General features: G+C 64.3%; 21 protein-coding genes. 16 read left to right on the forward strand and 5 right to left on the reverse strand.

What is annotated here, in order from left to right:
- Positions 1-279 precede the first annotated feature (279 nt).
- Positions 280-1,794 (reverse strand): serine/threonine-protein kinase, encoded by a 1,515-nt coding sequence (locus Pan44_RS26185; protein ID WP_197453677.1) that lies wholly within the window; start codon positions 1,792-1,794, stop codon positions 280-282.
- A gap of 760 nt (positions 1,795-2,554) precedes the next feature.
- On the opposite strand from Pan44_RS26185, the gene fusA reads away from it, so the two are divergent.
- The 4 genes from fusA to lptB all read left to right on the forward strand — a co-directional run bounded on the left by fusA (position 2,555) and on the right by lptB (position 8,259).
- A complete protein-coding gene (gene fusA, locus Pan44_RS26190) occupies positions 2,555-4,711 on the forward strand; it encodes an elongation factor G (protein WP_145034681.1) in 2,157 nt (718 codons plus the stop codon).
- 404 nt (positions 4,712-5,115) lie between these two features.
- A complete protein-coding gene (locus Pan44_RS26195; protein WP_145034682.1) occupies positions 5,116-5,343 on the forward strand; it encodes a hypothetical protein in 228 nt (75 codons plus the stop codon).
- Between the two features lie 193 nt (positions 5,344-5,536).
- Positions 5,537-7,267: an ArnT family glycosyltransferase gene (locus tag Pan44_RS26200; protein WP_197453678.1), complete on the forward strand. Its 1,731-nt coding sequence runs from the start codon at positions 5,537-5,539 to the stop codon at positions 7,265-7,267.
- Positions 7,268-7,470: 203 nt separating this feature from the next.
- The gene (lptB, locus tag Pan44_RS26205) at positions 7,471-8,259 is read left to right on the forward strand and encodes an LPS export ABC transporter ATP-binding protein (protein ID WP_231754175.1); all 789 of its coding nucleotides are present in this window, start codon (positions 7,471-7,473) and stop codon (positions 8,257-8,259) included.
- 29 nt (positions 8,260-8,288) lie between these two features.
- Here lptB and Pan44_RS26210 read toward each other — a convergent pair whose 3' ends face one another.
- Positions 8,289-9,191, reverse strand: coding sequence for a peptidase MA family metallohydrolase (locus Pan44_RS26210; protein WP_145034684.1), 903 nt, complete (start codon positions 9,189-9,191; stop codon positions 8,289-8,291).
- Positions 9,192-9,474: 283 nt separating this feature from the next.
- Here Pan44_RS26210 and Pan44_RS26215 point away from each other — a divergent pair, with 283 nt between their 5' ends.
- The 6 genes from Pan44_RS26215 (at position 9,475) to Pan44_RS26240 (ending at position 14,331) form a co-directional block, all read left to right on the forward strand.
- Entirely contained in the window at positions 9,475-9,771 is a 297-nt protein-coding gene (locus Pan44_RS26215; protein ID WP_145034685.1) for a hypothetical protein, read from the forward strand.
- 147 nt (positions 9,772-9,918) lie between these two features.
- Positions 9,919-10,197 (forward strand): hypothetical protein, encoded by a 279-nt coding sequence (locus Pan44_RS26220; protein WP_145034686.1) that lies wholly within the window; start codon positions 9,919-9,921, stop codon positions 10,195-10,197.
- A gap of 355 nt (positions 10,198-10,552) precedes the next feature.
- Positions 10,553-10,891, forward strand: a complete 339-nt coding sequence (locus Pan44_RS26225) for a hypothetical protein (protein ID WP_145034687.1) — start codon at positions 10,553-10,555, stop codon at positions 10,889-10,891.
- Positions 10,892-11,108: 217 nt separating this feature from the next.
- On the forward strand, positions 11,109-12,440 hold the full coding sequence (locus Pan44_RS26230) for a PQQ-binding-like beta-propeller repeat protein (protein ID WP_145034688.1): 1,332 nt from the start codon (positions 11,109-11,111) through the stop codon (positions 12,438-12,440).
- 126 nt (positions 12,441-12,566) lie between these two features.
- Positions 12,567-13,148, forward strand: a complete 582-nt coding sequence (locus Pan44_RS26235) for a DJ-1/PfpI family protein (protein ID WP_145034689.1) — start codon at positions 12,567-12,569, stop codon at positions 13,146-13,148.
- 91 nt (positions 13,149-13,239) lie between these two features.
- Positions 13,240-14,331 carry a GTPase gene (locus Pan44_RS26240; RefSeq protein WP_145034690.1) on the forward strand — a complete coding sequence of 364 codons (1,092 nt, stop codon included), beginning with the start codon at positions 13,240-13,242 and terminating at the stop codon, positions 14,329-14,331.
- Positions 14,332-14,409: 78 nt separating this feature from the next.
- Here the strand turns inward: Pan44_RS26240 and Pan44_RS26245 are convergent, their stop codons facing one another.
- Positions 14,410-15,537, reverse strand: coding sequence for a BON domain-containing protein (locus tag Pan44_RS26245; RefSeq protein ID WP_145034691.1), 1,128 nt, complete (start codon positions 15,535-15,537; stop codon positions 14,410-14,412).
- Between the two features lie 1,150 nt (positions 15,538-16,687).
- On the opposite strand from Pan44_RS26245, the gene Pan44_RS26250 reads away from it, so the two are divergent.
- The 4 genes from Pan44_RS26250 to nrdR all read left to right on the forward strand — a co-directional run bounded on the left by Pan44_RS26250 (position 16,688) and on the right by nrdR (position 21,444).
- Complete coding sequence (locus Pan44_RS26250; protein WP_145034692.1) at positions 16,688-17,356, forward strand: carbonic anhydrase; 669 nt, start codon at positions 16,688-16,690, stop codon at positions 17,354-17,356.
- Between the two features lie 84 nt (positions 17,357-17,440).
- Positions 17,441-19,705, forward strand: coding sequence for a bifunctional SulP family inorganic anion transporter/carbonic anhydrase (locus Pan44_RS26255; protein ID WP_145034693.1), 2,265 nt, complete (start codon positions 17,441-17,443; stop codon positions 19,703-19,705).
- Positions 19,706-19,938: 233 nt separating this feature from the next.
- A complete protein-coding gene (locus tag Pan44_RS26260) occupies positions 19,939-20,883 on the forward strand; it encodes a bestrophin family protein (protein WP_145034694.1) in 945 nt (314 codons plus the stop codon).
- Between the two features lie 96 nt (positions 20,884-20,979).
- Positions 20,980-21,444 carry a transcriptional regulator NrdR gene (nrdR, locus tag Pan44_RS26265; protein WP_145034695.1) on the forward strand — a complete coding sequence of 155 codons (465 nt, stop codon included), beginning with the start codon at positions 20,980-20,982 and terminating at the stop codon, positions 21,442-21,444.
- Between the two features lie 8 nt (positions 21,445-21,452).
- On the opposite strand, the gene Pan44_RS26270 is transcribed toward nrdR, so the two are convergent.
- A complete protein-coding gene (locus Pan44_RS26270) occupies positions 21,453-22,745 on the reverse strand; it encodes an alpha/beta hydrolase family protein (RefSeq protein WP_145034696.1) in 1,293 nt (430 codons plus the stop codon).
- Between the two features lie 109 nt (positions 22,746-22,854).
- Between Pan44_RS26270 and Pan44_RS26275 the strand changes: the two genes are divergently transcribed.
- Complete coding sequence (locus Pan44_RS26275) at positions 22,855-23,151, forward strand: hypothetical protein (protein WP_145034697.1); 297 nt, start codon at positions 22,855-22,857, stop codon at positions 23,149-23,151.
- A gap of 9 nt (positions 23,152-23,160) precedes the next feature.
- Here the strand turns inward: Pan44_RS26275 and Pan44_RS26280 are convergent, their stop codons facing one another.
- A complete protein-coding gene (locus tag Pan44_RS26280) occupies positions 23,161-23,637 on the reverse strand; it encodes a YkgJ family cysteine cluster protein (RefSeq protein ID WP_231754176.1) in 477 nt (158 codons plus the stop codon).
- 307 nt (positions 23,638-23,944) lie between these two features.
- Between Pan44_RS26280 and csrA the strand changes: the two genes are divergently transcribed.
- A complete protein-coding gene (gene csrA, locus Pan44_RS26285) occupies positions 23,945-24,142 on the forward strand; it encodes a carbon storage regulator CsrA (protein WP_145034698.1) in 198 nt (65 codons plus the stop codon).
- Positions 24,143-24,145 lie beyond the last annotated feature (3 nt).

Consider the following 24,145-nt stretch of genomic DNA (forward strand, 5'->3'; position numbering starts at 1 on the left):
CGCGATGCGGTGCATCAGGGCCGGTTTGCCGGACGATCTTCGCAGCGGTGCGAACTCATTGACGTTGCCGCCTCATCTTAGGCGACCCGGGCAACCTGCCAACGCCTCCCGACCGGTCTCGCGCTTCGGCAACCCGGAATGCAGCATGGGCGCAACCCCGGACGACCTGTCGGGACATCAAAGCGTTCCGTACGCGGACTCGCGGCCTGCGTGAAACCCAGCGTCGACCACGGTGAAATGGCCCCCGACGCCATGCCGCAGCGCGATTTCGACGGACCGCTACCCCGATCGCAGCCCCTCCGGACCTCGCGCAACCACCGTTCTCGCTCGCGAGACTGGCGCCGGAACCGGGCGAGAAATCTTCGGAGCCGCGGCCTCCTGTGGACGTCGCACGACCGACGCCACGGTCCGGGTACTCCCCGCCTGGATCGGCGGGCTCCACGTCGCCAACGTCGACAGGAGAACGGCCAGCGAAGCCGTCACGCTCGCCACGAGACGCTGCCCCGACGTCTTCCGCCGCAGTTCTCGCGCTCTCCGGAAGTCCATCGCCTGGGGCGGCCGGCCTGTCCTGGGGCCAGAACGTCGCGGTCTCTCGTCCGACAGGTCCGACTTCAGCATCGCCACCGCCCGCTCCACCGACGTCACTTTCGCGATCGCCTCCCGCAACTCCGGGAAGGGTGACGGGTCGCTCGACAGGCGGGTCGGCCGGGCAGCCGCGGCGACCGCCCTGGGCGCTTCCGGTTTCCGCACCCGGCCTTCACTGTCGAGCATCCGGTCCAGCGCATCGGCGATCTCCCCGGCCGTGCCGATCCGCTCCTTCGGCGACTTCGCCATCATGCGCCGCAGCAGCGAACAGAGGGCAGGGGGGACGTCCGAACGCAACGTCTCGATTCCCGCCGGGGTCGCGTTCTGATGGGCGAGCAGCCGCTGCGCCAGCGAGCCCTCGTGGAATGGCGGCCGCCCGGCGAGCAGGAAGTACAGTGTGCAGCCCAGGCTGTAGATGTCGGCCCGCGCGTCCGCCCGGTGGCTGTCGATCGCCTGCTCGGGAGCACAGTAGTTCGCCGTCCCCAGCACGCGCCCTTCCAGCTGGATCGTCAGCTGCGCTTCGTTCGATTCCACGAACCGCGCCAGCCCCAGATCCATCAGCCGCACGACTCCCCGGTCGTCGATGATGAGGTTCTCCGGCTTGATGTCGCGGTGGACCAGGCCGGCCGCGTGGACATGCTGCAGCCCTCGCGCTGCCTGCCGGATGACGTCGATCGCCTTGGCGACGGCGAGCGGTCCGGAGTGCCGCACCACATCGAAGAGCGTCGGCCCCTCGATGTACTCCATCACCAGGTAATGCACCGTCGACGCCCCGTCGGCGATCTCGCCCCCATCGAGCATCCGCACCACGTTCGGGTGGTCGAGCGTCGCCGCCGCCCGCGCCTCCCGATGGAACCGCGCCAGGAGCGCTGGATTCGCCGCCTTGGCGGCCGGAAGAACCTTGATCGCGCACCGGCGTTTGAGCAGCCGGTGCTCCGCCAGGTACACGAAGCTCATCCCCCCTTTGCCGATCAGTCCCTGCAGCGTGTACCCCCCCAGGAAATAGCCCCGGTGCTTGCCGGCGAGCAGGTTCTGAGCCTGCCACACGGACAGAAGTCGCTTGCGACACAGGGTTTCGGCGAAGTTCCTGGCGTCCTTCCGCCCTTGGGAATGCGCCCGGAACTGCGCCACCTCGGCTGCCAGCGCCTCCTCGCTGAGGAGCCGGCTGCGGCGGAGGGTGTTCAGAAACAGGTCCAGGGAGACGATCATCGCCGCCGAACGTCCAGGGGAGGGGGGGGCAGGCGGTGAGCCGTGACCAATTCCGGGGAGGAGACGTTGGAGAAAATCGGCCTGCACGCAGGCGAAATGCATCGGCAAATTGCGTCAGCTGCGGGATTTGCGAAGCTGTCGGGGGCTTTTCCGGATGTGCTGCCTCTTCGGGGTTTTCTTGCGGATCTGGACTTTCCCTGACTCCCGATTGTCCATAATATCCCTCGCTCAGCGGTGTTGCGCACCCGCTGAAGCTTCGGCTGGCTTGCGGCTGTCTGGTTCCCGTCGAGGCTTGTGCGCGAGTGGAGGTACCCTGCCAATGGTTTTCTCATCTCAGGCGTCGCGTTAAAGCGAATGTCCTGATCGGCATCGCCTCCACTTGTGCTGTGACGGTCTGAACCATGTCGCGACGCGACGGGTTCCCGGTCCTCTCAAATCGCCGGAAAATCACTGAATCGCCCCTCCGGACGTTTCAGCTGGCGACTCAGAGAACCGAAAGGTCGCCTGATACGCGACGAATTCGTTGAGGTCGCTGACACGCGACTGATTCCCTGATCCGCTCGGCCGCGGATCGTCGAATCAAACCTTTCCGAGCCGACTGGCTGACGGATCTCATTCGGGTCCCCGCTGCCGGTGTTGTGATCGACTCCCCGCTGTGAGGATCTCCGCTGTGAGGATCTCCCGGCCGGCGTCCAGCTCCGAATGACCCCGTTGTTCTCAAACCACCGATCTCTGTTCCACAAAAGTAAGCACGCGTCCTATGTCCTCGCCTCTCGCCTTCATCCGTAATCTTGGTATCTCCGCCCATATCGATTCGGGCAAGACGACGCTCAGCGAGCGCATCCTGTTCTACTCCGGTCGCATCCACAAGATGAACGAAGTGAAGGGTGACGGCGACGGCGCGACCATGGACTTCATGGACCTCGAAAAGGAACGCGGCATCACCATCACCTCCGCCGCCACGCAGGTGAAATGGAAGGAACGCGAAGGTCGCGGCGACTTCACCATCAACCTGATCGATACGCCGGGGCACGTCGACTTCACCGTCGAAGTCGAACGCTCCCTCCGCGTTCTCGACGGCGCCGTCCTCGTCCTCTGTGCCGTCGGTGGCGTCCAGAGCCAGTCGCTCACCGTCGACCGCCAGATGAAGCGCTACGGCATCCCCCGCATCGCCTTCATCAACAAGATGGACCGCACCGGCGCCGACTCCGCCAAGGTCATCAAGCAGATCAAGGAAAAGCTCGGCATCGTGCCGCTTCCGATCCAGCTCCCCATGGGCTCCGGCGCGCAGTTCGAAGGCATCATCGACCTCATCAAGATGCGGGCCCTCTACTTCGAGGGCAAGCAGGGTGAAACGGTCCGCTCCGAGCCGATTCCGGAAGACTACGCCGACGCCGCCCAGGCCGCGCGCACCGAGATGCTCGAAAACCTCTCGATGTTCGACGACAACCTGATGACCGCGCTCCTGGAAGAGGCCCAGATCGACGAACTCGAAATCCACCGCCTGATTCGCGAAGCCACCCTGGCCCGCGAAATCGTCCCCGTCATGCTCGGCACGGCCTTCAAGAACAAGGGCGTGCAGGAACTCATCGACGCCGTCTGCCGTTACCTCCCCAGCCCCGAAGATCGTCAGATCAAGGCGACCGACCTGGTCGCCACCCGGAAGGCCAAGGACGCCGGCGAAAGCGGCGACGAAGCCATCAAGAAGGTCGACCTGACCACCGAGACCGACAAGCCGCTCGTCGCCATGGCGTTCAAGACGGTCGTCGAAGCCTTCGGCCAGCTCACGTACACCCGCATCTATCAGGGCACCCTGAAGAAGGGCGAAACGTACCTGAACTCCCGTATGGACAAGTCGACCCGTATCGGCCGCCTCTTGCGTATGCACGCTGACGACCGGGAAGACATCGACTCCGCCGGCCCTGGCGACATCATCGCCGTCGTGGGCGTCGACTGCGCTTCGGGTGATACCTTCTGCGGCGGCGACGTCTCGTACGCCCTGGAAAGCATCTACGTTCCCGAGCCGGTCATCCGCCTGTCGATCCAGCCGGCCCAGCGCGACGGCGCCGACAAGCTCGGCAAGGCTCTCGAACGGTTCCGCCGCGAAGATCCGACGTTCCGCGTGATGAGCGATCCCGAAACCAACGAGACGATCATCGCCGGCATGGGTCAGCTGCACCTCGAAATCTATGTCGAGCGCATCAAGCGCGAGTACAAGTGCGACACCATCGTCGGCGAGCCGAAGGTGGCCTACCGCGAAACCCCGACCAAGCAGGTCGAGTTCAACTTCAAGCACAAGAAGCAGACCGGTGGTTCGGGTCAGTACGCCCACATCGTCGGCGTGCTCAGCCCGCTCGGAGAAGACGCGACCGAAACCTTCCTGTTCGAGAACGAAGTCACCCAGGGCCGCATCCCGAAGGACTTCATCCCGCCGGTGGAATACGGCATGGGCCGCGCCCTGGTGAAGGGACCGCTCTCGGAGTGCGAAGTCGTCGGTGTCCGCGTCCAGCTGCAGGACGGCAGCTACCACGACGTCGACTCGTCGCAGATGTCGTTCGAAGTGGCTGGCTTCAACTGCATGCGTGAAACGCTCCAGAAGGCCGGCATGGCCCTCCTCGAGCCGATCATGAAGCTGGAAGTCGAAACGCCGGACGAATACACCGGCTCGCTGACGGGTCACCTGTCCAGCAAGCGCGGCGTCATCACCGGCACCGATACCCGCGGCAACGTCACGGTCATCAACGCCGAAGTGCCGCTGGCCAGCATGTTCGACTACGCCAACGAGCTCCGCTCGATGACGCAGGGCAAGGCCGGCTTCAGCATGGAATTCTCGCGGTACAAGCAGGTCCCGCGCAGCATCCAGGAAGAAGTCGTCGAACGCCGCGCCCGCGAGAAGAAGGAACGGGCCGCCAGCTAATGGCTGCCTGAGAGATCGAAACCAGAAAGCCCGTCGCGAAAGCGGCGGGCTTTTTTTGTGGCGACGTCCGTGGCGGAGATCTGGGGGCGGCGGTGACCGTCATCATCCGTGTCGACGCTTTTGCAGGCTTCAGTTCAAAGCGGCTGACGATGCAGTGACTCGCGCGCCGCTTCCGGGTGGCCGGACATCTTCGAGATGACAAGCGTGCCCAGGCAGGGAGGGGCGGCCTCAGGCCTCGTCCGACGTGGTACGTCGCTTCCAGGGGCGCGTATACTACGTCCGAGGGCTTTGTCGCTGGTGGAAGTGCTGCTGCTGATGGGTTGAAGGCTGTTCTGAGAGATTCTCTGACCTGAACGGAATGCGATCGCGTGACCTGCTGATTCACCTGTCGAGAAGGGCGACTTATGGAGCCTGCTTCCGGCCGTCAGTCCATTGCTGTCCCAGTTCTCGTCGCCGCCATCGCCGTGGCGCTACTCTCCTTCCTCACAGGCTCGCGACATCGCTCGTCGATGTCGGAATGTCCGCAGTGCCACCAGTGCACCGTGGAGGCGAGCCGGGAGTCTCCAGACGTGCAATTGATGTCCTGCACGGAATGCCGCTGCGTCTATCGCTGGTCCCCGCTGCGAAGGTAGGCCCGGCGGTGAGGACGTTGTTCCATGCTTCCTCCGGCCCTTTCTCCGCGTCCTGGCGGTGGACCTTCCCGCCAATCCCACGCACGTCGCTCCGCCGGCCCAACATCCTGGTCTCGTCACCCGGCAAACCCATCGGTAATCTGATTCGCGGGGCGTTCTAAAATTCTCGTTGGCAACGAGGGCTACGGCGGTGATGACGCACGGTCTGCGGCGACACGATCGCGCACAATGGTTCGTCCTGCTCCCCTTCCTGCTGTTCGCCCTGCTCGTCCCGCTTGGCCCGGAAACCCCTTATTCCGACGACTTCGACTACGCCGAGACCGCCTGGTATCTCGCCGACACCGGTCGGCTCATCCTCTCTGACTGGCCATCGATGACGCTCGCCGGGCACGCCGCCTGGGGCGCGCTGTTCTGCAAACTCGGCGGCAACAGCTATCTCATGCTCCGGCTGTCGATGTTCACTCTCGCCGCCCTGACCTCCCTCGCCCTGTTCCACTGGGCCCGAAGGTACGGCCATTCGCCCGCGTTCGCCGCCTGGTGCGCCATCACGTTCGCCCTCAGCCCTCTCACCGTGGTGCTGCAGTACACCTTCCTCACCGACCTCACTGGCGCGGCCCTCGCGACATTCCTCGTGCTTGCAGGCAACCGGATCGCGGACGACTGGCGGCCGCTCCCCCTCCTGAAGTTCGGTCTCCTCGCCGGAGTCGCCTACCTCTCCCGCCAGACGGCCGCCATCCCGTTCCTCGTCGCGTTTCCGATGCTCCTGTGGAAAGTTCTCTACTGGGAAGGAACCTGGCGCAAGCTGCTCCTCATGGCGCTTCCGTTCATCGCGCTTGTCGGGGGATACCAGTTCTGGCTGATGGAAAGTCACGGCGTTCCCGCCAATCAGCAGTTCAGCTTCCTGCAGCTGGATCAGCCCGCCTGGCATGCCGACCGGCTCCTCGCTCTTGTCCTGGGTCTCGGTCTGCACCTGGCCCCGATGGCCGCCGTCCTGGCCGTGGCGACAGGGCGAGGGCGTCGGTGGAGAACATTCGCACTCGGCCTCGCTGGCATCGGTTTCGTGGTTGTCTGCCTGTCGACGTCCGAACGTTGGCCCATACTGCTGCACGACGACCTCTTCGACCTGGGACTCCGCGCGCCGGAAACGTCTCCCGGTGGAACTCCGCAGCCCCTCCGGGGGCCTGTCTGGCGGCTGGAAGGACGATCCGTTTCCCTGGCCCATGCCATCGCGCTCGCCACGGCCACGTTCTCGACGCTCGTCCTGGGGATGTTCTGCCTCGCGCATCGCCGGCCTGCGTCTCTGCCGTCGCGGGGAGCACTCCCCGGGCTCGCCACCCTGTCGCTGCTCGCCACGGCCGGACTGCTCCTCTTCACGCCATCTCTTTTTGATCGCTATCTCTTCTCGCTCGTTCCGCTCGCGTTCCTCGCCCTGCTGGAGCGCATCCCAACGCGTGTCACTTCGCACCCCGTTGGTCTGGGAGTCGGCTGGGGAGTGACAGCCGTCGTCGGCGGTCTGTCTCTGTTCGGCATTCAGGACGGAATGCAGCGCTCGGACACCTTCTGGAAGACCGCCCGCCACCTTCATTCACTCGGCGTTCAGCCGGCTGACGTCGATGCCGGAATGGCCTATGCCGGATTCTTCCGGTATTCGCCGACCTATCGCGGCCCTCAAAGGATCGGACCCTATCTGAAGCAACTCGCGCCGGCTCATTTTCAGTCCGCCACGGCGAGGTTCAGCCCCCTGTCGCTCTCCGCCAACCGTCCCGTCTGCATTGAGTTTGAACCGCTCAAGGACTGTCGGGTGGTCGCCCGTTTCCCCTTCCGGAGCTGGTTTCGAGCGGGAGAACTCGTCGTGCTCGTGAGGAACGGGGTGCACGATTCCAGCCTCCCCGCACCGTTCGTGCAGTGGATCAACAGCCGCTAATCAGGCTGCACCGCGACACCGTCACGAAACTCACTCTCGAACCGGCCCGTCGCCGCCAAATCGCAAAGCCCCGCGGCCACGTCCTTTGCGCAGCCTCCTTCCCGCCTGGCGCGACTTCGCGTTGCCTCGTTTTGGCCGCCGCCGGTAAAGTTCCGCCCAACCTGCCGCCGGCGATGGAACGCCACAGGCAGCCCCCTTGTTCCGTGTCGTCCGCCCTTATGTCGCTTCTCGAGTGCAGTGGACTCGCCAAGACGTATCCCGGCGGTAAACGGGCCGTCAACGGCGTGTCGTTCTACGTCGACCCCGGCGAGATCGTCGGACTTCTGGGACCTAACGGGGCAGGCAAAACGACCACGTTCCGCATGTCCTGCGGACTCATCGCCCCCACCGAAGGGCGGGTGATGCTCAACGGCAAGGACGTCACGCGCTGGCCCATGTATCAGCGGGCCCGCAATGGCATGGGCTACCTGCCACAGGATCAGAGCATCTTCGTGAAGCTCTCCGTCGAGCAGAACATCCAGGCCGTCCTCGAGTTCCTGCCCATCACCTACCGCGACCGCGTCAACACGATCAACCGGCTCCTCGGCGAGTTCGGCCTCACCAGCAAGCGCAAGCAGATTTCGTCCACCCTCTCCGGCGGTGAGCGGCGTCGCCTGGAGATTGCCCGCTGCCTTGCCAGCAATCCCAAGATCATCCTCCTCGACGAGCCGTTCACCGGCATCGATCCGCGGACGATCAACGACATCCAGGACATCATCGCCCATCTGCGGACGGACGGCATCTCGATCCTGCTGACCGACCACCGCGAGCGTGAGACCCTCACCATCACCGACCGCAGCTACGTCGTCTGCGACGGCCAGGTCCTCGTCAGCGGCGACGCCGCAACCGTCCTGAATGACCCTACTGCCCAGGACCGCTACTTCGGCAAACGCTTCGATGCGACCTCCATCATCGAGGAGAAGTCGCACTTCAAGCCCCGCAAGGCGTCCTGACCCGAGACTCCCCTCAGCCGGCCCGATGCTCAGGGGAGCAGCGTGACCTGTTCCCTGGGAGAGACACTCGTCACCAGCGCCTCCTCGCGGGTCGTCAGCCACTCCTTCCAGCGCGATTCAAACTGCGACGCCGTCATACCCGGCAGCGTTTTGGTGATCGCCCGCTCCCAACCCTGCTCGCCGCACAGTCCGACGAACGCCAGCACGTCTTTCTCCGACAGTTTGTGGTGGCTGACAAGGTATTCGATGACGGCGCCGCTCTGGCCGTAGAACAGTTCGCTCTCGCGCTCATTCTGCGGGCCGTCGCGCATGCTCGTCACCTGCTTCAGCGGCAGGAGCCGCTTCTGGGCCGCTTCGTCCTTCAGAAAGCCGAGCATCCGCTGCTGCCGCTCCGGTGGTTCGGAGAAGACCGCGATCCCTTCGTCGGCCCAGCGCGGAATCGGCTTCCGGCAGAAGTGTTCCGCCAGCACCACGTGCGTCATCTCATGCGTGAGCACGGGCTTCAGCTTGTCCTCGTTGTCGGCCCGCAGGTGCAGCCGCCGCTTCCAGACCCGCCCCTCGCCGATTTCCAGGTCCGCAACACCCCACATCTCCGCCGGCGCACGGGCCCCTCGCTCAAACGTCCGGGCCGTCGGGTACAGGTAGATGTCGCACTTGCACGACCACGTTTCCCGCCGGTCGTCGATCCATCGCGACCGCAGCGATTCGCACGTCTCCTCACAGAACGTCACCAGCGGAACCGCCCGCTCCTGCGGACCCGTGTAGTGAATGCGGAACCGGTTCGATTCCAGCGCCGCCCAGCCCTGGTGACGCACCGGCCGGTAACAGCAGCAGGTCTTGTTGCCGGCCGGGCAGACGTGGTCGGCCGCGCGGCCGGCGGACGCCGTGGCCAGAATCAGAAAACCTGCCAGGCAGCGAGCGAAGTGATTCATTCGGGGCACCCGTGAGCGATGGGGTTAAGGCCGACATGACAAGTTGCATGCCGAACACACCGGTGGGTGCAGAAACACCGGTTCTTCCTGATCGACCGCAGAGGAAAGCGTGAGGACGGCGTCCTACCGTGCTGAGGAGTGCGGCAATGTCGCTGAAATCAGGAGCAGCAGTCTGATTCCATCAAAATGTGGCTTTGATGGACGCCACTTGACACCTTCCCTGTGCACAGAGCAATAATTGGTGTGCCGGCAAACCACAAGTGCAGACGTCCAGGAGCTTCTCATGCTTCGGGCTGTTGTCGGTCTCTTTCTCGTCCTCGTGCTCGGCACGGCGCTCAGTAACGGCGTCCCCACCGGTGATCGCCACGCCTTCGGCTGTGATCAGGCCAGGCCCTCAGTTCTCACGCACGCGCTCGCTCTGGAGTCTGAACTCGAAACCGGCCTCGACGATCTGGCGGATCCCCCCTTCTCGGACGCCATCCCCGAAATGTCGGCCATCGGCCGGCTCGTCACCGGGCGCAGGGACCTCAAGTCCACCCACCTGGAAGCCCTTCTCACCTGTGGCCGACTGCTGATCTAGGCCACTGCTCCCTGCGGCGTGCTCGCTGCGCGCCACGATCCGGCGGTCTTGTCGCTTCGGCGCGCGCACTCGCCCGCGCCCTTTCTCAGGCCTTCCCGAGCGGCGGACGTCGTTCCGCCGCCTGTTTCCCTTTTTTGGAGACGCTCAATGAAGACGCTCGCACGAATGATGTCCTTCTCCGTGGTCCTGGCGGCCGGCTCGGCCGCGATCGCCGCGGACTGCCGTGGCGGGTACGCCGACACGGCCGCCCCGCCGTCGACGGCCCCCGTCCGCACCGCCTACCGCAGCGCCTATACCTCGGTCGGAACTTCGTCGACATCTCTCACCCCGACATATCGAGCCCCAGGGGCGAACATTCATCACATCTACGGCCCCGAAGCCCGCTGGGAGTTCATGAGAAACCGCCAGCATCTTCGCGGCTGGTAAGTGTTCGGGGGACCGGCCCCGCTTCCGTCTCTGGCGGAAGCCGGGGCCAACTTGAATCGAATCGCAGGCCGGCGCCCGATTCCGGGTCGCGAGGCTCGATGTGACGATTGCGGAAAAGGCGGGATCGGCACAGGCCGCGGCGGATTCCTCCTGACAGCCCTAGGATGGCGCTCATGCCTCCGCCCCTGCCGCCGCTTTGGCAAACGGCCGCGGACGGCCGGTTTGCGGACGACTGCGACCCGCACGGACTGCCGATGTTTCTGGTGCGAGCCCGACGGATTGGCAGCGTGCCTCTTCGGAAGCTCCCGCCCTGTGCGCTGCCTCGCGCACTTCTCCTCCACGGAAGGCATCCTGCATGTTTTCAGTCCAGAAGTCGCTGCGCCTCGCCCTCGTCGCCGCGCTCGGTGTTGTTGCGTCCGCCGCCGAAAGCCAGGCCGACAGCCGGTTTGTCTTCGGCAAGGAACCGGTCGCCCGCCACAACCGGGCCGTCCTCGCCCGTAAGGCCCAGGCCTCATACGGCTACCGCTCGGCCGCCCGGTACTCCAACTCCAACTCCACCTACGGCGGAACCGCCATGGTGCAGACCTACCCACGTCCTTCCGCCACGCCGTCCTATGCGACGCGCTCCTACGTGACCCCCGTCGCCGGCTACCGCGTGCAGACCGCCGCAAACGCCGGACACATCGTCCGCTGATCCAGCCGCCGTCCCTCCCGGCAGCTGAGCCTGACGCCCGCAAGACCCTGTGGCCCATCGACGATGGCCCGCAGGGTCTTGTTCGTTGGACCTCTCTCCCAGGGCAAGTCTTTATCGGATCGATTCCCGCCGATACGATCCTCAGGAACTCACCGCAATCAATTCCAGCCCGGTCTCGCCGCGCAACAGCGGAACTCGGCGGATCAAAGGAGTCGCGATGAACGCTTTGAAGCATTTCGGACAGGCGGTCGCTGCAATCACGGTGGCCAGTGTCGTCCACTCCGCGACCGCGGCCGCCCCTGATACCTGGCCCACCTTCCGCGGGCCGGGACGCACCGCAGTCTCACCCGACACCAACCTCCTCGAAAAATGGCCCGAAGACGGGCCGCCGCTCGTCTGGCGCACCACCGGAGTCGGCCGCGGCTTCTCGAGCCTCGCCATCGTCGACGGCAAGGTCTACACCTTCGGCGACACCCTCTCCGAAGGCGCCCCGGACGACAGCGAATACCTGCAGTGCTTCGATCAGAAGACGGGCAAGCGGCTGTGGCTGCACAAGACGACGCCGCTCTGGACGGGCCAGAAGAACATCGGCTGGCAAAGCCCCCGCAGCACGCCCACCGTGGACGGCGATCGGGTCTACGTGCTTTCTCCCGCTGGGGTTCTCGTCGCCTGCAAGTCCGCCGACGGAACTGAAATCTTCCGCGTCGATCTCGTCGGACAGTACGGCGGCAAGAAAGCCGACAGCTGGGGCTACAGCGAATCCCCGCTGATCGATGGCGAGAAGGTCATCGTCACGCCCGGAGGTGAGTCGACGACGATGGTCGCCTTCGACAAGAAAACCGGGAAGGAAATCTGGAAGAACGTCCGCGAGGGGGACATCGGGGCCGGCCACGCCTCGGTCGTCACGTCCGATATCGGCGGCACGAAGGTCTACGTCACCACCACCGGCAGCGGCGCCCTGGGCGTCCGCGCCGAGGATGGCAAGGTCCTCTGGAGCTATCCGATCGAGAAGACCACCGCCGTTATCCCCACTCCCATCATCCGCGGCGACCTCGTCTTCTTCGCGATGGGTTACAACACCGGCGGCGGAGCGCTCCTGAAGCAGGTCCCGCAGGCCAACAAGGACGTCAAGATCGAGCCGGTCTACGACCTCAAGCCCGAACTCAAGAACAAGCACGGCGGCGTCGTCCTCGTCGGCGACTACCTCTACGCCGACCGCGACGACAAGGGCCTCCCCTACTGCGCGGAATTCATGACCGGAAAGATCGTCTGGCCTGAAAAACGGGGGAGTGGAAAGAAGTCCGCCGCCATCGCCGCGGCCGACGGACATCTCTACATCCGCTACCAGGACGGCGTCATGGTCCTCGCCAAGGCCGATCCCTCCGGATATCAGGAAGTCGGCTCGTTCACTCCTCCCGGCTCCGGTGAACGTTCGAGCTGGGCCCATCCCGTCATCGTGGATGGCATGCTCTTCATCCGCGAAAACGACTCCATCATGTGCTACGACGTCCGCGACAAGTCGTCCGGATCCAGCGCCGCCAGCCAGTAAAGACCACCGCGAATGAAACAGGAAACAGCCGGCCATCAGGGCCGGCTGTTTTCGTTGCCGGCCACCGGAATCCTGAACACGATACAATCCGGGATGCCGCCGACCTCGCCGAGAAAGTGAAACCTGATGACCCATCGTCGATTGCTGCTGCTCGCCGGAGATTTCGTGGAGGACTACGAGATCATGGTCCCGTTCCAGGCGCTCCAGATGGTCGGCTGCGAGGTCCACGCCGTCTGCCCCGGCAAGAAGGCCGGGGAAACCGTCCGCACCGCCATCCACGATTTCGAAGGCGACCAGACCTACTCGGAAAAGCCGGGCCACAACTTCCGGCTCAACGCCACGTTCGATGAAGTCCACCCGGGAACGTACGACGGACTGGTCATCCCCGGCGGCCGTGCGCCGGAATACCTTCGCCTCAATCCGCGCGTCCTCGAAATCGTCCGCGCGTTCATGACCGCGAAGAAGCCCGTCGCCGCCATCTGCCACGGCCTCCAGATCCTCGCCGCCGCGGATGTGCTCAAAGGCCGTCGCGCCACCGCCTACCCCGCCTGCGGCCCCGAAGTCCGCCTCGCTGGTGGCGAATACGTCGCCTGCGACGTCGATGCGGCCGTCGTCGACCGTAACCTCGTCACTTCCCCGGCCTGGCCCGGACACCCCGCCTGGCTCCGGGAGTTTCTGAAGGTGCTGGGAGTATCGATCAGCGGATGACCGCGCCCGTTGTCGACGCTGCCAGCGTCGCCCGAGTACCCGGTACTGAGTCCGCAGCGGCGAGCACGCCGGCCAAGCCAGTTCATTCCTGATGCCCGAGTCGCCGCCACAGATCGATGTCCTGACTCCCCCCGGTCGCGGGGCCGTCGCGGTGATCTCCTGCACCGGCGACGTCGCCATTCTCGACAGTTCCGCATCATCGTCCCCGCTCTGCGTCGCCCGCGACGGATATCCCTTCGCCAATCACGCGATCAATCGAATCACCTTCGCGCGCTGGGGAGCAGAGCACCCCGAAGACGTCGTCGTCTGTCGCACCTCGGAGCACGCGTTCGAAATCCACTGCCACGGCGGCCGCGCGGCCGTCGAACGGATTCGCGCGGATCTCGCGGGAGTCATTGAAGACGCTTCGACGCGCAAGGGGTCTCCGATCGACGAACGCCAACGCCTGCTGGCTGCGGCCTGGGACGCCGTGTCGCGGGCAACAACCTTGCGAACGGCGGACCTGCTCCTGCATCAGGCGGAAGTCGCCTGGCCCAGGGCACTCCAGGCGAGCGGCCGGTGTGAACCGGCTGAGGGCGCGACGTTCTCCGCCGATCATCCGCAGGCCGACGCCCCCCCCTCGCCGGAATGGAGAGCCCAAACGCTCGAATGGGTGGAGTTCGGCCGGCATCTCACGGAGCCCTGGACAGTCGCCCTCGTCGGCAAACCCAACGCCGGCAAGTCGAGCCTGATGAATGCCCTCGCCGGCTTTCAGCGTTCGATTGTGAATCCCACCCCCGGAACCACGCGCGACGCCGTCACGCTCGATGTCGCCTTCGACGGCTGGCCGGTCCGGCTCGTCGACACCGCGGGTCTCCGCGACTCGACCGATGAACTCGAGGCCGCGGGAATCGAACGCGCCCGGGGGGTCATCGCCTCAGCCGACCTGGTCCTGCACGTCTTCGACGCGACCGAGCCCCAACCGGAATTCGTCGAACACGCCATTCCGGTTGCCAACAAGATCGATCTGCTCCCGGAATTCACCTGGTCTGCTCGAACGGCGACAGTCTCCGCACTGACGGGAGCCGGTATCGACCAGCTGATCGAAGCGATCGTTGCCCACCTCATCCCGCACGAGCCGCCACGGGGTCTGGCAATCCCGATCGCTCCCGAACACCTTACCCACCTGAATCCTGAAACCTGAATCCTCCAAAAACACAACAGGCCTTGCGAGGAAATCCCCGCAAGGCCTGTCGTCATTCGATCGATTCCGATTGTCAGATCACTCCGACCAGTTGTGGGGGTTCATGAACCACCACCAGCGATCGGTCCGGCTGCTGAACTTCAGGTTCCAGCTGCCGTCTTTCCATTCCAGCGTCGACTTCCGCCAGCCGAGCGGAACCTGCGGGTACGGGTAGTACGGTCCGATGTAGGGGAACGCACTCGCATCGTACTGGCTGGGGTAAGCGATCGCGGCCGTGTTGTCGTACGCCGCATAGCTCGGCCATGCGTATTCCGGAACGTTCGGCTGGTTGTACACCATGTGTCCGCCAGCCGGGATCACGCCAGGTCCGCCCTGGGCAGCCATCGGAACCGGAGCGGCTCCGGTGGTCGCCTGACGCAGGCCCATCTGCTGGATCTGCTGCGGGGTCATGGCCATTCCGACTCCCGGGGGCATCCCCATCCGCGGATCCATGCCCGGAGGCATTCCCTGCGGAGCCATTGCCATCTGCTGCGGATAGCCGGCCGGCATCACCGGGGCCTGCGGACGGGACTGGGCCACCGGGCGACCCTGGAAGGTCATCCGGTTCACCACGTTCTGGACGCCCGGCACCGAGCGGGCGGCCTGTTCGGCCTGCGCCGCGGCTTCCGGAGCTCCAACGCTTCCGCCCAGCGTGCACGTGCCGGCCGAGAAGCGGACTTCAATGTCATACTTCGACAGCCCGCTCGCCGAGAGGGCCTTCGCAATTTCCTGCGCCGTTTCCTGGTTGCCGGCAGCCGGAGCAGCGGCCGCTTCGCCGTTCACCTGGCGAACCTGCTGGTGCGGTGCACCTTCGAATCCGGCCTGGGTCACCCCGGGCATCGGACGGGCTGAAGCCGCCACCGAAAGCTGGTTGTTCACCGAAGAAACGCCCGGCACGCTCGAGATCACCTGCGTGGCAAGGGCCTTCTGCTGCGGATCCGCGGCTTCGCCGGTGATCGTGCAGACACCCTTGTCAAACTGCAGCTGAACGCCCTTGCCCCGCAGCGGGGCGGCTTTCAAAGCGGCGGCAATCTTGTTCGCCATCGCCTGGTTCGACGTGGCAGAGGCGGCGGGGGCCCCCGTGGAATCGGCCGGTCCGGCGATCACGAAGCCCGGGGCTGTCGCCAGAAGGGCCATACTCAGGACCCATTTCCGAGGCAGACGCATGAACTGACTCCTTCAGTTTCAGGTTGGCAAGAGCCGCACAAGCGGTTCGCCCCGCGCGGACTCGATCGAATGAGATCAATCTTCGTATCGGCACGGTCGTGACGGTGAGTTCAAGAATTCCGGTTATCTCGGGTGAATCGATTGTGAGAATCCCGCCCTCACTCCCCCACGGCCGGACTCGATGCGGCGCAACTCCTGAATCCGGAACCATTTCGAACACTTTTACTCACTGCGGCTCGCAACCACGCTTGAACGGTGGAGGAACCATGAACTTCGAATCTGCGAATCCGCACCGCTCAATCCCGCCGGCCGACTCCGCAACGAACCGCCCAAAGGAGAGCGCCAACCCACCTCACGGAACTCGCCTGAGGAGGAACGGCATGGACAACGCACCCCACCCCCACTCCGTTCATCTTGCTCTCAATGCCCCGCTGCCGTCCCCGGGGCCGCCCGGACAAGCAACCTGCCTTCCGCGCTGGCGAAAACGTCCCGGCTCGGTGTCAGAATCTCGCTGCGACATGCGACGCAACCACCTTTATTCACTAAAGGTTCCGGCCCCAAGTCCCTTCAGGCAGACGAAGACTCTTCCCGATGCGCAACCCCTCCCATCAGGGAAGGGAGTTCGTTCTTTGGCAACGCAAACAGGGGGATCAGCCCCGCGAGAGGGGGTGAAAAAAGCACTCCAAAGCTCGTCACACATGTCACAGGTCCAGAACTCCAATGCTTCAGACGGTTTCTCGCTGTCACAGGTCGTCACAGGTCTCCCTCCGGGGGGGCGAGCCTCCGCGACGACGAATGTCCACGCGCCCTGGACCGTCCATCGTGCGGGCGGTCAACACCGACCCGCCTACGAAACGCGGCCAATCGCTGTCAGAATGGATGTCGGACCCCGCGCAGAATCGGCAATCCATGGGGACATGAGGATCCCTTCACTATTTTCGCTCCCACTTGGAGGTTCAGATGAGGAGCGGATAAGAAACAATTCACGTTCGGACTCATGGTCTTGACCGTTCTGGGTTTCCGCCGAAAACAAGGGGGTAGCCAGACGGGGAATGCCATGATCCAAGGCAACGACGACCACGTTTTCAGCCCTCTGTGGCGAGTCGATCAAGCGCATCCCAACGGCCTACGAAGAAGAGGAACGAATTCCGTGCAGAAACTGATTCAGGGCATCCACCAGTTCCAGGAAGAGACCTTCCGGCCACTGCAGGGGCTGTTCGAGTCTCTCGCCCGCGGCCAGAGCCCGGAGACCCTTTTCATCACCTGCTCGGATTCGCGCATCGACCCCAACCTGCTGACCAAGTCGCAGCCGGGCGATCTGTTCATTCTGCGCAATGCGGGCAACATCATCCCGCCGCATACCGGCCAGGCGGGCGGCGAGGCCGCGACCATCGAGTTCGCGGTGACCGGCCTTGGCGTCAAGGACATCATCATCTGCGGCCACTCCCACTGCGGAGCGGTCAAGGGCCTTCTCGACCCTTCGAAGCTCGAGGGCCTTCCGGCCGTCGCCCAGTGGCTTTCCCACGCTGAGGCCACCAAACGCATCATTGAGGAAAACTACGCCGATCTGTCGCCCGAAGATCAGGTGCGGGCGGCCATCGAAGAAAACGTCCTCGTCCAGCTCGAAAACCTGCGCACGCTTCCGTGCGTGAAATCGCGGCTGGTGAAAGGCGACCTCAGGCTTCACGGCTGGGTCTACAAGATCGAGACCGCGGAAGTTTTTGCCTATGACCGGATCGACGGCCAGTTCGTGCCGCTTGAGCAGTACCGATTCCCCGCCAGCGATCCCATTCGCCGCCGGGTCGCCGCGACCATTTGAACGCAGCGCATCGAGCGCGGCGTGTGTTGGAAGCTGATTCAGACGGCATGCTGATTCAGATCCTCAAGATGTAAGGCTCTACCAGTGAAACAGACTGCAGCGACGTCCCGGTTTTCCTTTTCGGACGTCTCCGCCGGCCTTGTCGTCTATCTCGTCGCCCTCCCACTCTGCCTCGGTGTCGCGAAGGCATCGGGAGCCCCCTATTTCGCCGGCATCCTGGCCGGCATCGTCGGCGGCATCGTCGTCGGCGCCTTGAGCGGCTCCCATACCAGCGTCAGCGGTCCGGCCGCCGGCCTCACGGCCGTCGTCGCCACGCAGATTCATGCCCTGGGCCTTCAGGGTTTCCTGCTCGCGGTCGTGATCGGTGGCGTCCTGCAGATCGTAATGGGCATCGCCCGTCTCGGATTCCTTTCGGCCTTCGTGCCGACTGCGGTCATCAAAGGGCTGCTGGCCGCCATCGGGATCATCCTGATCCTCAAGCAGATTCCCCACGTGCTCGGGCACGATGCCGATCCCGAAGGCGAAATGTCGTTCTTCCAGGTCGACGACCAGAACACGTTCTCCGAACTGGCCGCGATCCTCAACGACTATCACCTCGGAGCGGCCCTCATCGGCCTCGCCGCTCTCGCCGTCCTCATCATCTGGGACAAGGTGAAGTTCCTGAAGAACCTCCCCGTCCCCAGTCCGCTCGTGGCCGTCCTCGTGGGAGTGGGCATCAGCGAATACCTGCGGACCATCGGCGGCGCGTGGATCGTCTCCGGGAATCACCTCGTGGAAGTCCCCGTGGTGGAGAGCCTCTCGGGTTTCAAACAGTTCCTCCTCACCCCCGACTTCCAACAACTCGGAAATCCAGCGGTGTTCCTGGCGGGCGTCACCATCGCTATCGTCGCGTCGCTGGAAACCCTGCTGAACCTCGAAGCGGTCGACCGGCTTGATCCGAGGAAGCGCGAGTCACCGGCGAGCCGCGAACTCGTCGCCCAGGGCGTCGGCAATACCGTCGCCGGGCTCATCGGCGGCATCCCGGTCACCTCCGTCATCGTTCGCAGCTCGGTGAACGTCAATATGGGCGCCACGAGCAAGGCGTCTTCCATCATTCACGGCAGTCTGCTGCTCGTCAGCGTGGCCGTCTTCCCGGCCTGGCTCAATCGGATTCCGCTCGCCTGCCTCGCCGCCATTCTGCTGGTGACCGGCTACAAGCTGGCCAGTCCGAAGATCATCCGCGGCATGTGGCGCGAAGGACGTGAACAGTTCCTCCCCTTCATCACCACCGTCGTCGCCATCGTCCTCACCGACCTGCTGACCGGAATCATCATCGGTCTCGCCATCAGCATCGGATTCGTCCTCCGCAGCAACCTGCTCAGGCCCATGCGGAACTTCGTCGAGAAGCACGCCGCAGGCGAGGTCCTCCGAATCGAACTTGCCAGCCAGGTCAGCTTCCTGAACAAGGCTGCCCTTGAGCGCACGCTCCTCGATGTGCAGCCGGGCGGGCATGTCCTGATCGATGCCCGCGGCACCGACTACATCGATCCCGACGTCCGCCACCTGATTGAAGAGTTCAAGGAACGCTCCGGGCCCGTGCGCGGCGTCGACGTCAGCCTCGTCGGCTTCGATAGCAAGAAGCACGGCCTGCACAGCGAAATGAACTTCATCGACTACGTCGACAGGACCGTTCAGGACAAGATGACCCCAGGACGCGCCCTCGAACTCCTGAAGGAAGGCAACCAGCGGTTCCGCAACGGCACCCGACTCACCCGGGATCTGGGCCGGCAGATGCAGGAAACCGCGCCCGGCCAGCATCCCATGGCCGTCATCCTCAGCTGCATCGATTCCCGAAACCCGGCCGAGATCATCTTCGACCTCGGCCTGGGCGACATCTTCAGCGTCCGCATCGCCGGCAACGTCGTCAGCAGAAAGGTGCTCGGCAGCATCGAGTATGGATGCGCCGCCGGAGGCGCGAAACTGGTCGTCGTCATGGGCCACACCCGCTGCGGGGCGATTACCGAAGCGGTGAACTGCCTCGCGCTCGATGGATCAGAAGCCGGCGCCGCGTGCCATCACCTGCAGTTCATCGTCGAGGACATCAGCCCCTCCGTCGATGAGGCGACCGCCCGCAGTATTGCACAGGCCTCCGGCGCACAGCGTGAAGAACTGATCGACGCCGTGGCGCGACGCCACGTTCGACATGTCATTGACGCCATCAGGGGTCAGAGCCCGGTGCTCCGTCGCCTGGAAGAAACGGGACAGATCCAGCTCGTCGCCGCGATGTACGACGTCCGCTCAGGAAACGTGAAGTTCGAGACGGGACATCCAGCCGGTTCCATCGCTACGCCGCAGCCGCAATCCGTCTGACCCGCGCGCGTCGAACGTCAACGTGAAGTGGTGTCCCGGCGCCGATTTTCTGGAATGTGTCGGTTTTGACGAGACTGGGCACAAGTCGTCCCTCGAAGCCAGCCGATAGAGATTGATCGCTTCCTCGGAGTGATCAATGACGCTGATCATTCGCCGCTCGACACCGGACGCTCCCGGAGAGTGACTTCAGGCGTCGTTCGCAGCGGCGCACCGCGTCGCTGCAGCAGGCACCGATGCGAAACCCGGATCGTCGTAGCTACTGGCTGGACGCGTTCACGCTGCGCGGCTCCGTGACGCCTCACGTCGCGTCCGTCGTCGTCACGTTCGGCATCCTGTCGATGGGCATCTGCTCGTTGTCCTGGCTCGCTGAAAACACCATCGGCCATCGCCTGGCCCTCCAGGACGCCCCCTATGAGATCGCAGGCGCCGTCCTCGGCCTCCTGCTCGTCTTCCGCACCAACGCCGGCTACGACCGCTGGTGGGAGGCCCGCAAGCTCTGGGGCGGAATCGTCAACCAGTCGCGAAACCTGGCCATCTCCGGTTTGACCTACGGACCAACGGACGCCGACTGGCGGCGACGCTTCATTGCCTGGACCGCAGCCTTCCCGCATGTCGCCCGCAACTCCCTCCGGGGCGACAGCGTCCCCGCCGAGGTCAACCTGCTCCTCGGACCGCAAAACGCCCGGCAGCTCGAAGAATGCGAGCACATGCCCAGCCTCGTCTCCCTCCGCATCGCCCTGCTGCTGCGCGAGGCGAACGAGCGCCACCAGATGGACCGCTTTTCCTTCCTCCGCGTCGATCACGAGCGGGCCGAACTGATCAACCACATCGGGGCCTGCGAACGCATCCTGAGAACGCCGCTCCCCCGCGTGTATGCCATCAAGGTGCGGCAGTTCATCACCCTGTTTCTTTTGACTCTCCCCCTGTCGCTGCTGCATCGCCTCGAAACCGACTGGCTGATCCCGCTGATTACCATGGTCGTGGCCTACCCGCTTGTCGCCCTCGATCAGATCAGCGTCGAACTGCAGAACCCCTTCAACAACCTGAACCTCAACCACCTGCCACTCGACGACATCGCCGCCATGATCGAGCGGAACGTCACATCCCTGTCGAACTACAGCGACCCTGAGAATGCCGAGGTCATCGACTTCCGGCCAGTGCTGCACGAGTCGGCCTGATCTCGCGGCCGGATGCGATGCGCGGGAATACCGCGCCCTCAGCCGCTACGATCAGGCTTCCGTGTCCCGCCCGCCGACATCTGATCGTCCACTTCAATGCTCTGCCCGTTCTGCCGCCAGGGAGAAACCAAGGTCATCGATTCCCGCGGCAGTGAAGATTTCGTGATCCGCCGCCGCCGCAAATGCCTGCAGTGCAACCGGCGGTTCACGACCTACGAAAAGCTCGAGGAATCGCCCCTGAAGGTTGTGAAGAAAGATGGTTCGCGCGTCGTTTACGATCGCGAACGCATCCGTTCAGGCATCGAGAAGGCGTGCTACAAACGCCCCGTCAGCCCCGAGCAGATCGAACAGATCGTCAACGAGGTCGAACGCGGCGTGTACGAGAGCTTCGATCGCGAAGTCCCCTCCCGCTACATCGGCGAACAGGTGTTCGACCGGCTCCGGCATGTCGACCAGATCGCGTTCGTGCGGTTCGCGTCCGTCTATCGCAGCTTTCAGGACGTCGACGATTTCGCCAACGAACTCAAGCGACTGCTGCGCGAACGCGACCGGTCCCTTTAAGCCGACCGCTACTTGAGATGCTTGTCGGCGAAGTTCAGGTACTGTTCCCAGTCGTAGGCGTTGATGTCGTGCTTGCCGGTCCGCAGGTGGTAGCCGATGTGGCCCTTCTGGACAGCGGAGTCGGCCGGCGGCAGCGCTTCGCTGTCGGTGCCGAGACCCGTCAGGCCGAACAGCTGGTAGACCGGGCCCGTATTGAGCGCCGCGAGGTATTCGCCGTGCGGATCGGCCCACTGGTCTTCCGTGGCGCTGGCGACGTAGACCGGGCGCGGCGCCATCAGGGCGATGAGCTCGTGCTGGTCGAACGGCAGCTCGGCCTCCTTGTCGTTGAACTGGAGGGCGTTGTCGCACAGCCAGTGCGGAAACGAGTCGTTGATGCGTTTCCAGGTCTCGCCGAAGATCCGCTTGCTGAGGGCCGCGCCGCAGGCGCCGGAGTCGTTCGAGATGACGAGTGCGAAGCGCTCGTCCTGAGCGCCGGCCCAGAGGGAGGTCTTTCCCAGGCGTGAATGGCCCAGCACGGCGACGCGCTTCGCGTCGATCTGCGGATCGGTCTCCAGGTAGTCGAGCGCCCGACTCAGCCCCCACGCCCAGGCGCCGATCGAACCCCATTCGTCCACTGCAGGCTTCGTCTGGCCCGCCTTGTAGAACAGCGGATGGACGCCGTTCTGGAAACCGTCGTCCACATCAGGATCGATGTCGCCGTAATAGATCGTGGCGACGGCGTAGCCCCGATCGATCGCCATCTCGAACGGCCAGCGGGACGCTGCGACGCCGCGGGAGGCTTCGGTCGCCCGATGGTCCTTGACCGACGGATCGCCTTTAGGAGCCGAACGCATCCAGTTGGTATTCAGAGTGATGCCGGCGTCGGGATGGGTGGCGTGGTTGCCCTTGAAGTTCAGGCCCAGGAAACAGGGCGCCTTGGCCTTCGTCTTCGGGGTGAACAGCAGGATCGTCATTGTCGGGTCGCCCGCTTTCCCCGTGAAGTTGACGACGACTTCCTTGCGAACCGCCTTGCCGCCAAGGGCGTTCTCGTCGACGTTCGCGACGGTGAAGGTCATGCCGGGGAATGCTCCGGCCGGTGTCTTGCCGTATTCGAGCTCGGCGAACAGCTTGAGGAGTTCGGGGCGGCGTTTCGATTTCCACTGCTCGACCGTCGTGACTTTCGACCCGTCCAGGCAGGTCAGCGGATCCGGAAGCGTATAGGCCGGAACCTTGTCCTCGTCGTAGTTGAATCCTTTAGTGTTCTGGGCGCTGGCGGTCGCAGCGAGCAGGGTCAATGCGACAAAAGCACGGAGGGGCGTCATGGCGGGCCTGTGGAGGCGGGAGTGCGAGCCGGGTGAAACACGCTCGCGTTCAGTGTCGTAGTGGGGCGACGGTGGCACAACCAAGGCGGGTGCCCGTTAAGCTGAGCCCATGAATGACGCGCCGACATACCGCCGCACCTTGATGCACTGCTTCCAGCTCAGCATGAAGTGGACGACGATTATTTACGCCGCAATCCTGGGCACGGCTCTGCTGATTCCAGCGACGTATCGCGACCCACTGAATTCCTGGGACAAACTCGGTAGCGCGGTCGGAGGGCTGGTTGTGCTCTGGCTGTGGGGGTTGGTTGGAGCCGCTCTGGTCAGCCCGCTGGCCCATGCACTGGCGAGGCGACGTCGACTGCAGGCCTCTGGTAAGGCCGACAACCCGGATCAACGCTCCCACTGACGCACGCCCCTACATCTCGCGCTGCCCAACCCGCATCTCAATCTCCTCCAGCGGGATGAAATCGCCCTGATTGACGCCGGGGCACGATTCTCCCGTCCGCTCCCACGCTTCCGGCGACTCGATGTTGCTCCGCCAGAAAGGCCAGGTGCGGCATTGCGTCGGACGGGCTTCGTAGATCGAGCATCCTCGCGTGCGCGGATCGAAGAACGTGCAGTCGCCGTTGGCGAACTCCGACAGCGAGAGACGCCCGGCATATAATCGGGTGTGCATCAGCCGGATCTCGCCGATCGACTTGCCGGTGTGTTCGGCGATCGCCCGCAGTTCGTCGTCGTTGATCCAGACAAAGCCCGGAAACCCGGAGCAGCAGTTGCCGCACTGCGTGCATTCAAAGCGGAGTCCGTCCCGATACCAGGGAGCGTCGGAGGGAACGGTCATCACGGGGTCCTTCGGATCGGCCGGAGCGTCGTCAAAGACGCCACCGGCCATGGCATCGTTATACCCCGCAGGATGAGACCAGGCCACGGGCCGGGCGCATTCGGTTCCGCCGGCGTCCACTTCCCGCTCAGTCGTGACAACCGTCGTGCCCGGCAGAGTGCAAATTCCACATGTGCGCGGATTGCCCGGTGCGATGCGTTTCGTCACCACCCCGAGCAGGCGAATCGCAGTTTCTGCCGAAGCGGGACATGGCGAATGTGGTGTAGCGTTGATCGAACATCCGATGCCTTGAGCAGGACGAACCACTCAATCGCAGGAGGGGATGTTCGCACGAGGCTTTCCATAGAGGGGCGCGGTCATGTTGGTGTTGAGCCGTAAGCAGGACGAGAAAATCATCATCGGCGATTCGATCACACTGATGGTGGTGTCGATCCAGGGGGACAAGGTCCGCCTCGGCATTGAAGCGCCTAAGCACGTGAGCATCCATCGCGAAGAAGTCTATCAGGCGATCCAGCGCGAGCGCCAGACGCCGCCGACAGCGCAGCCGATGCAGTGATCC

The sequence above is a fragment of the Caulifigura coniformis genome (assembly GCF_007745175.1).
GTDB lineage: Bacteria > Planctomycetota > Planctomycetia > Planctomycetales > Planctomycetaceae > Caulifigura > Caulifigura coniformis.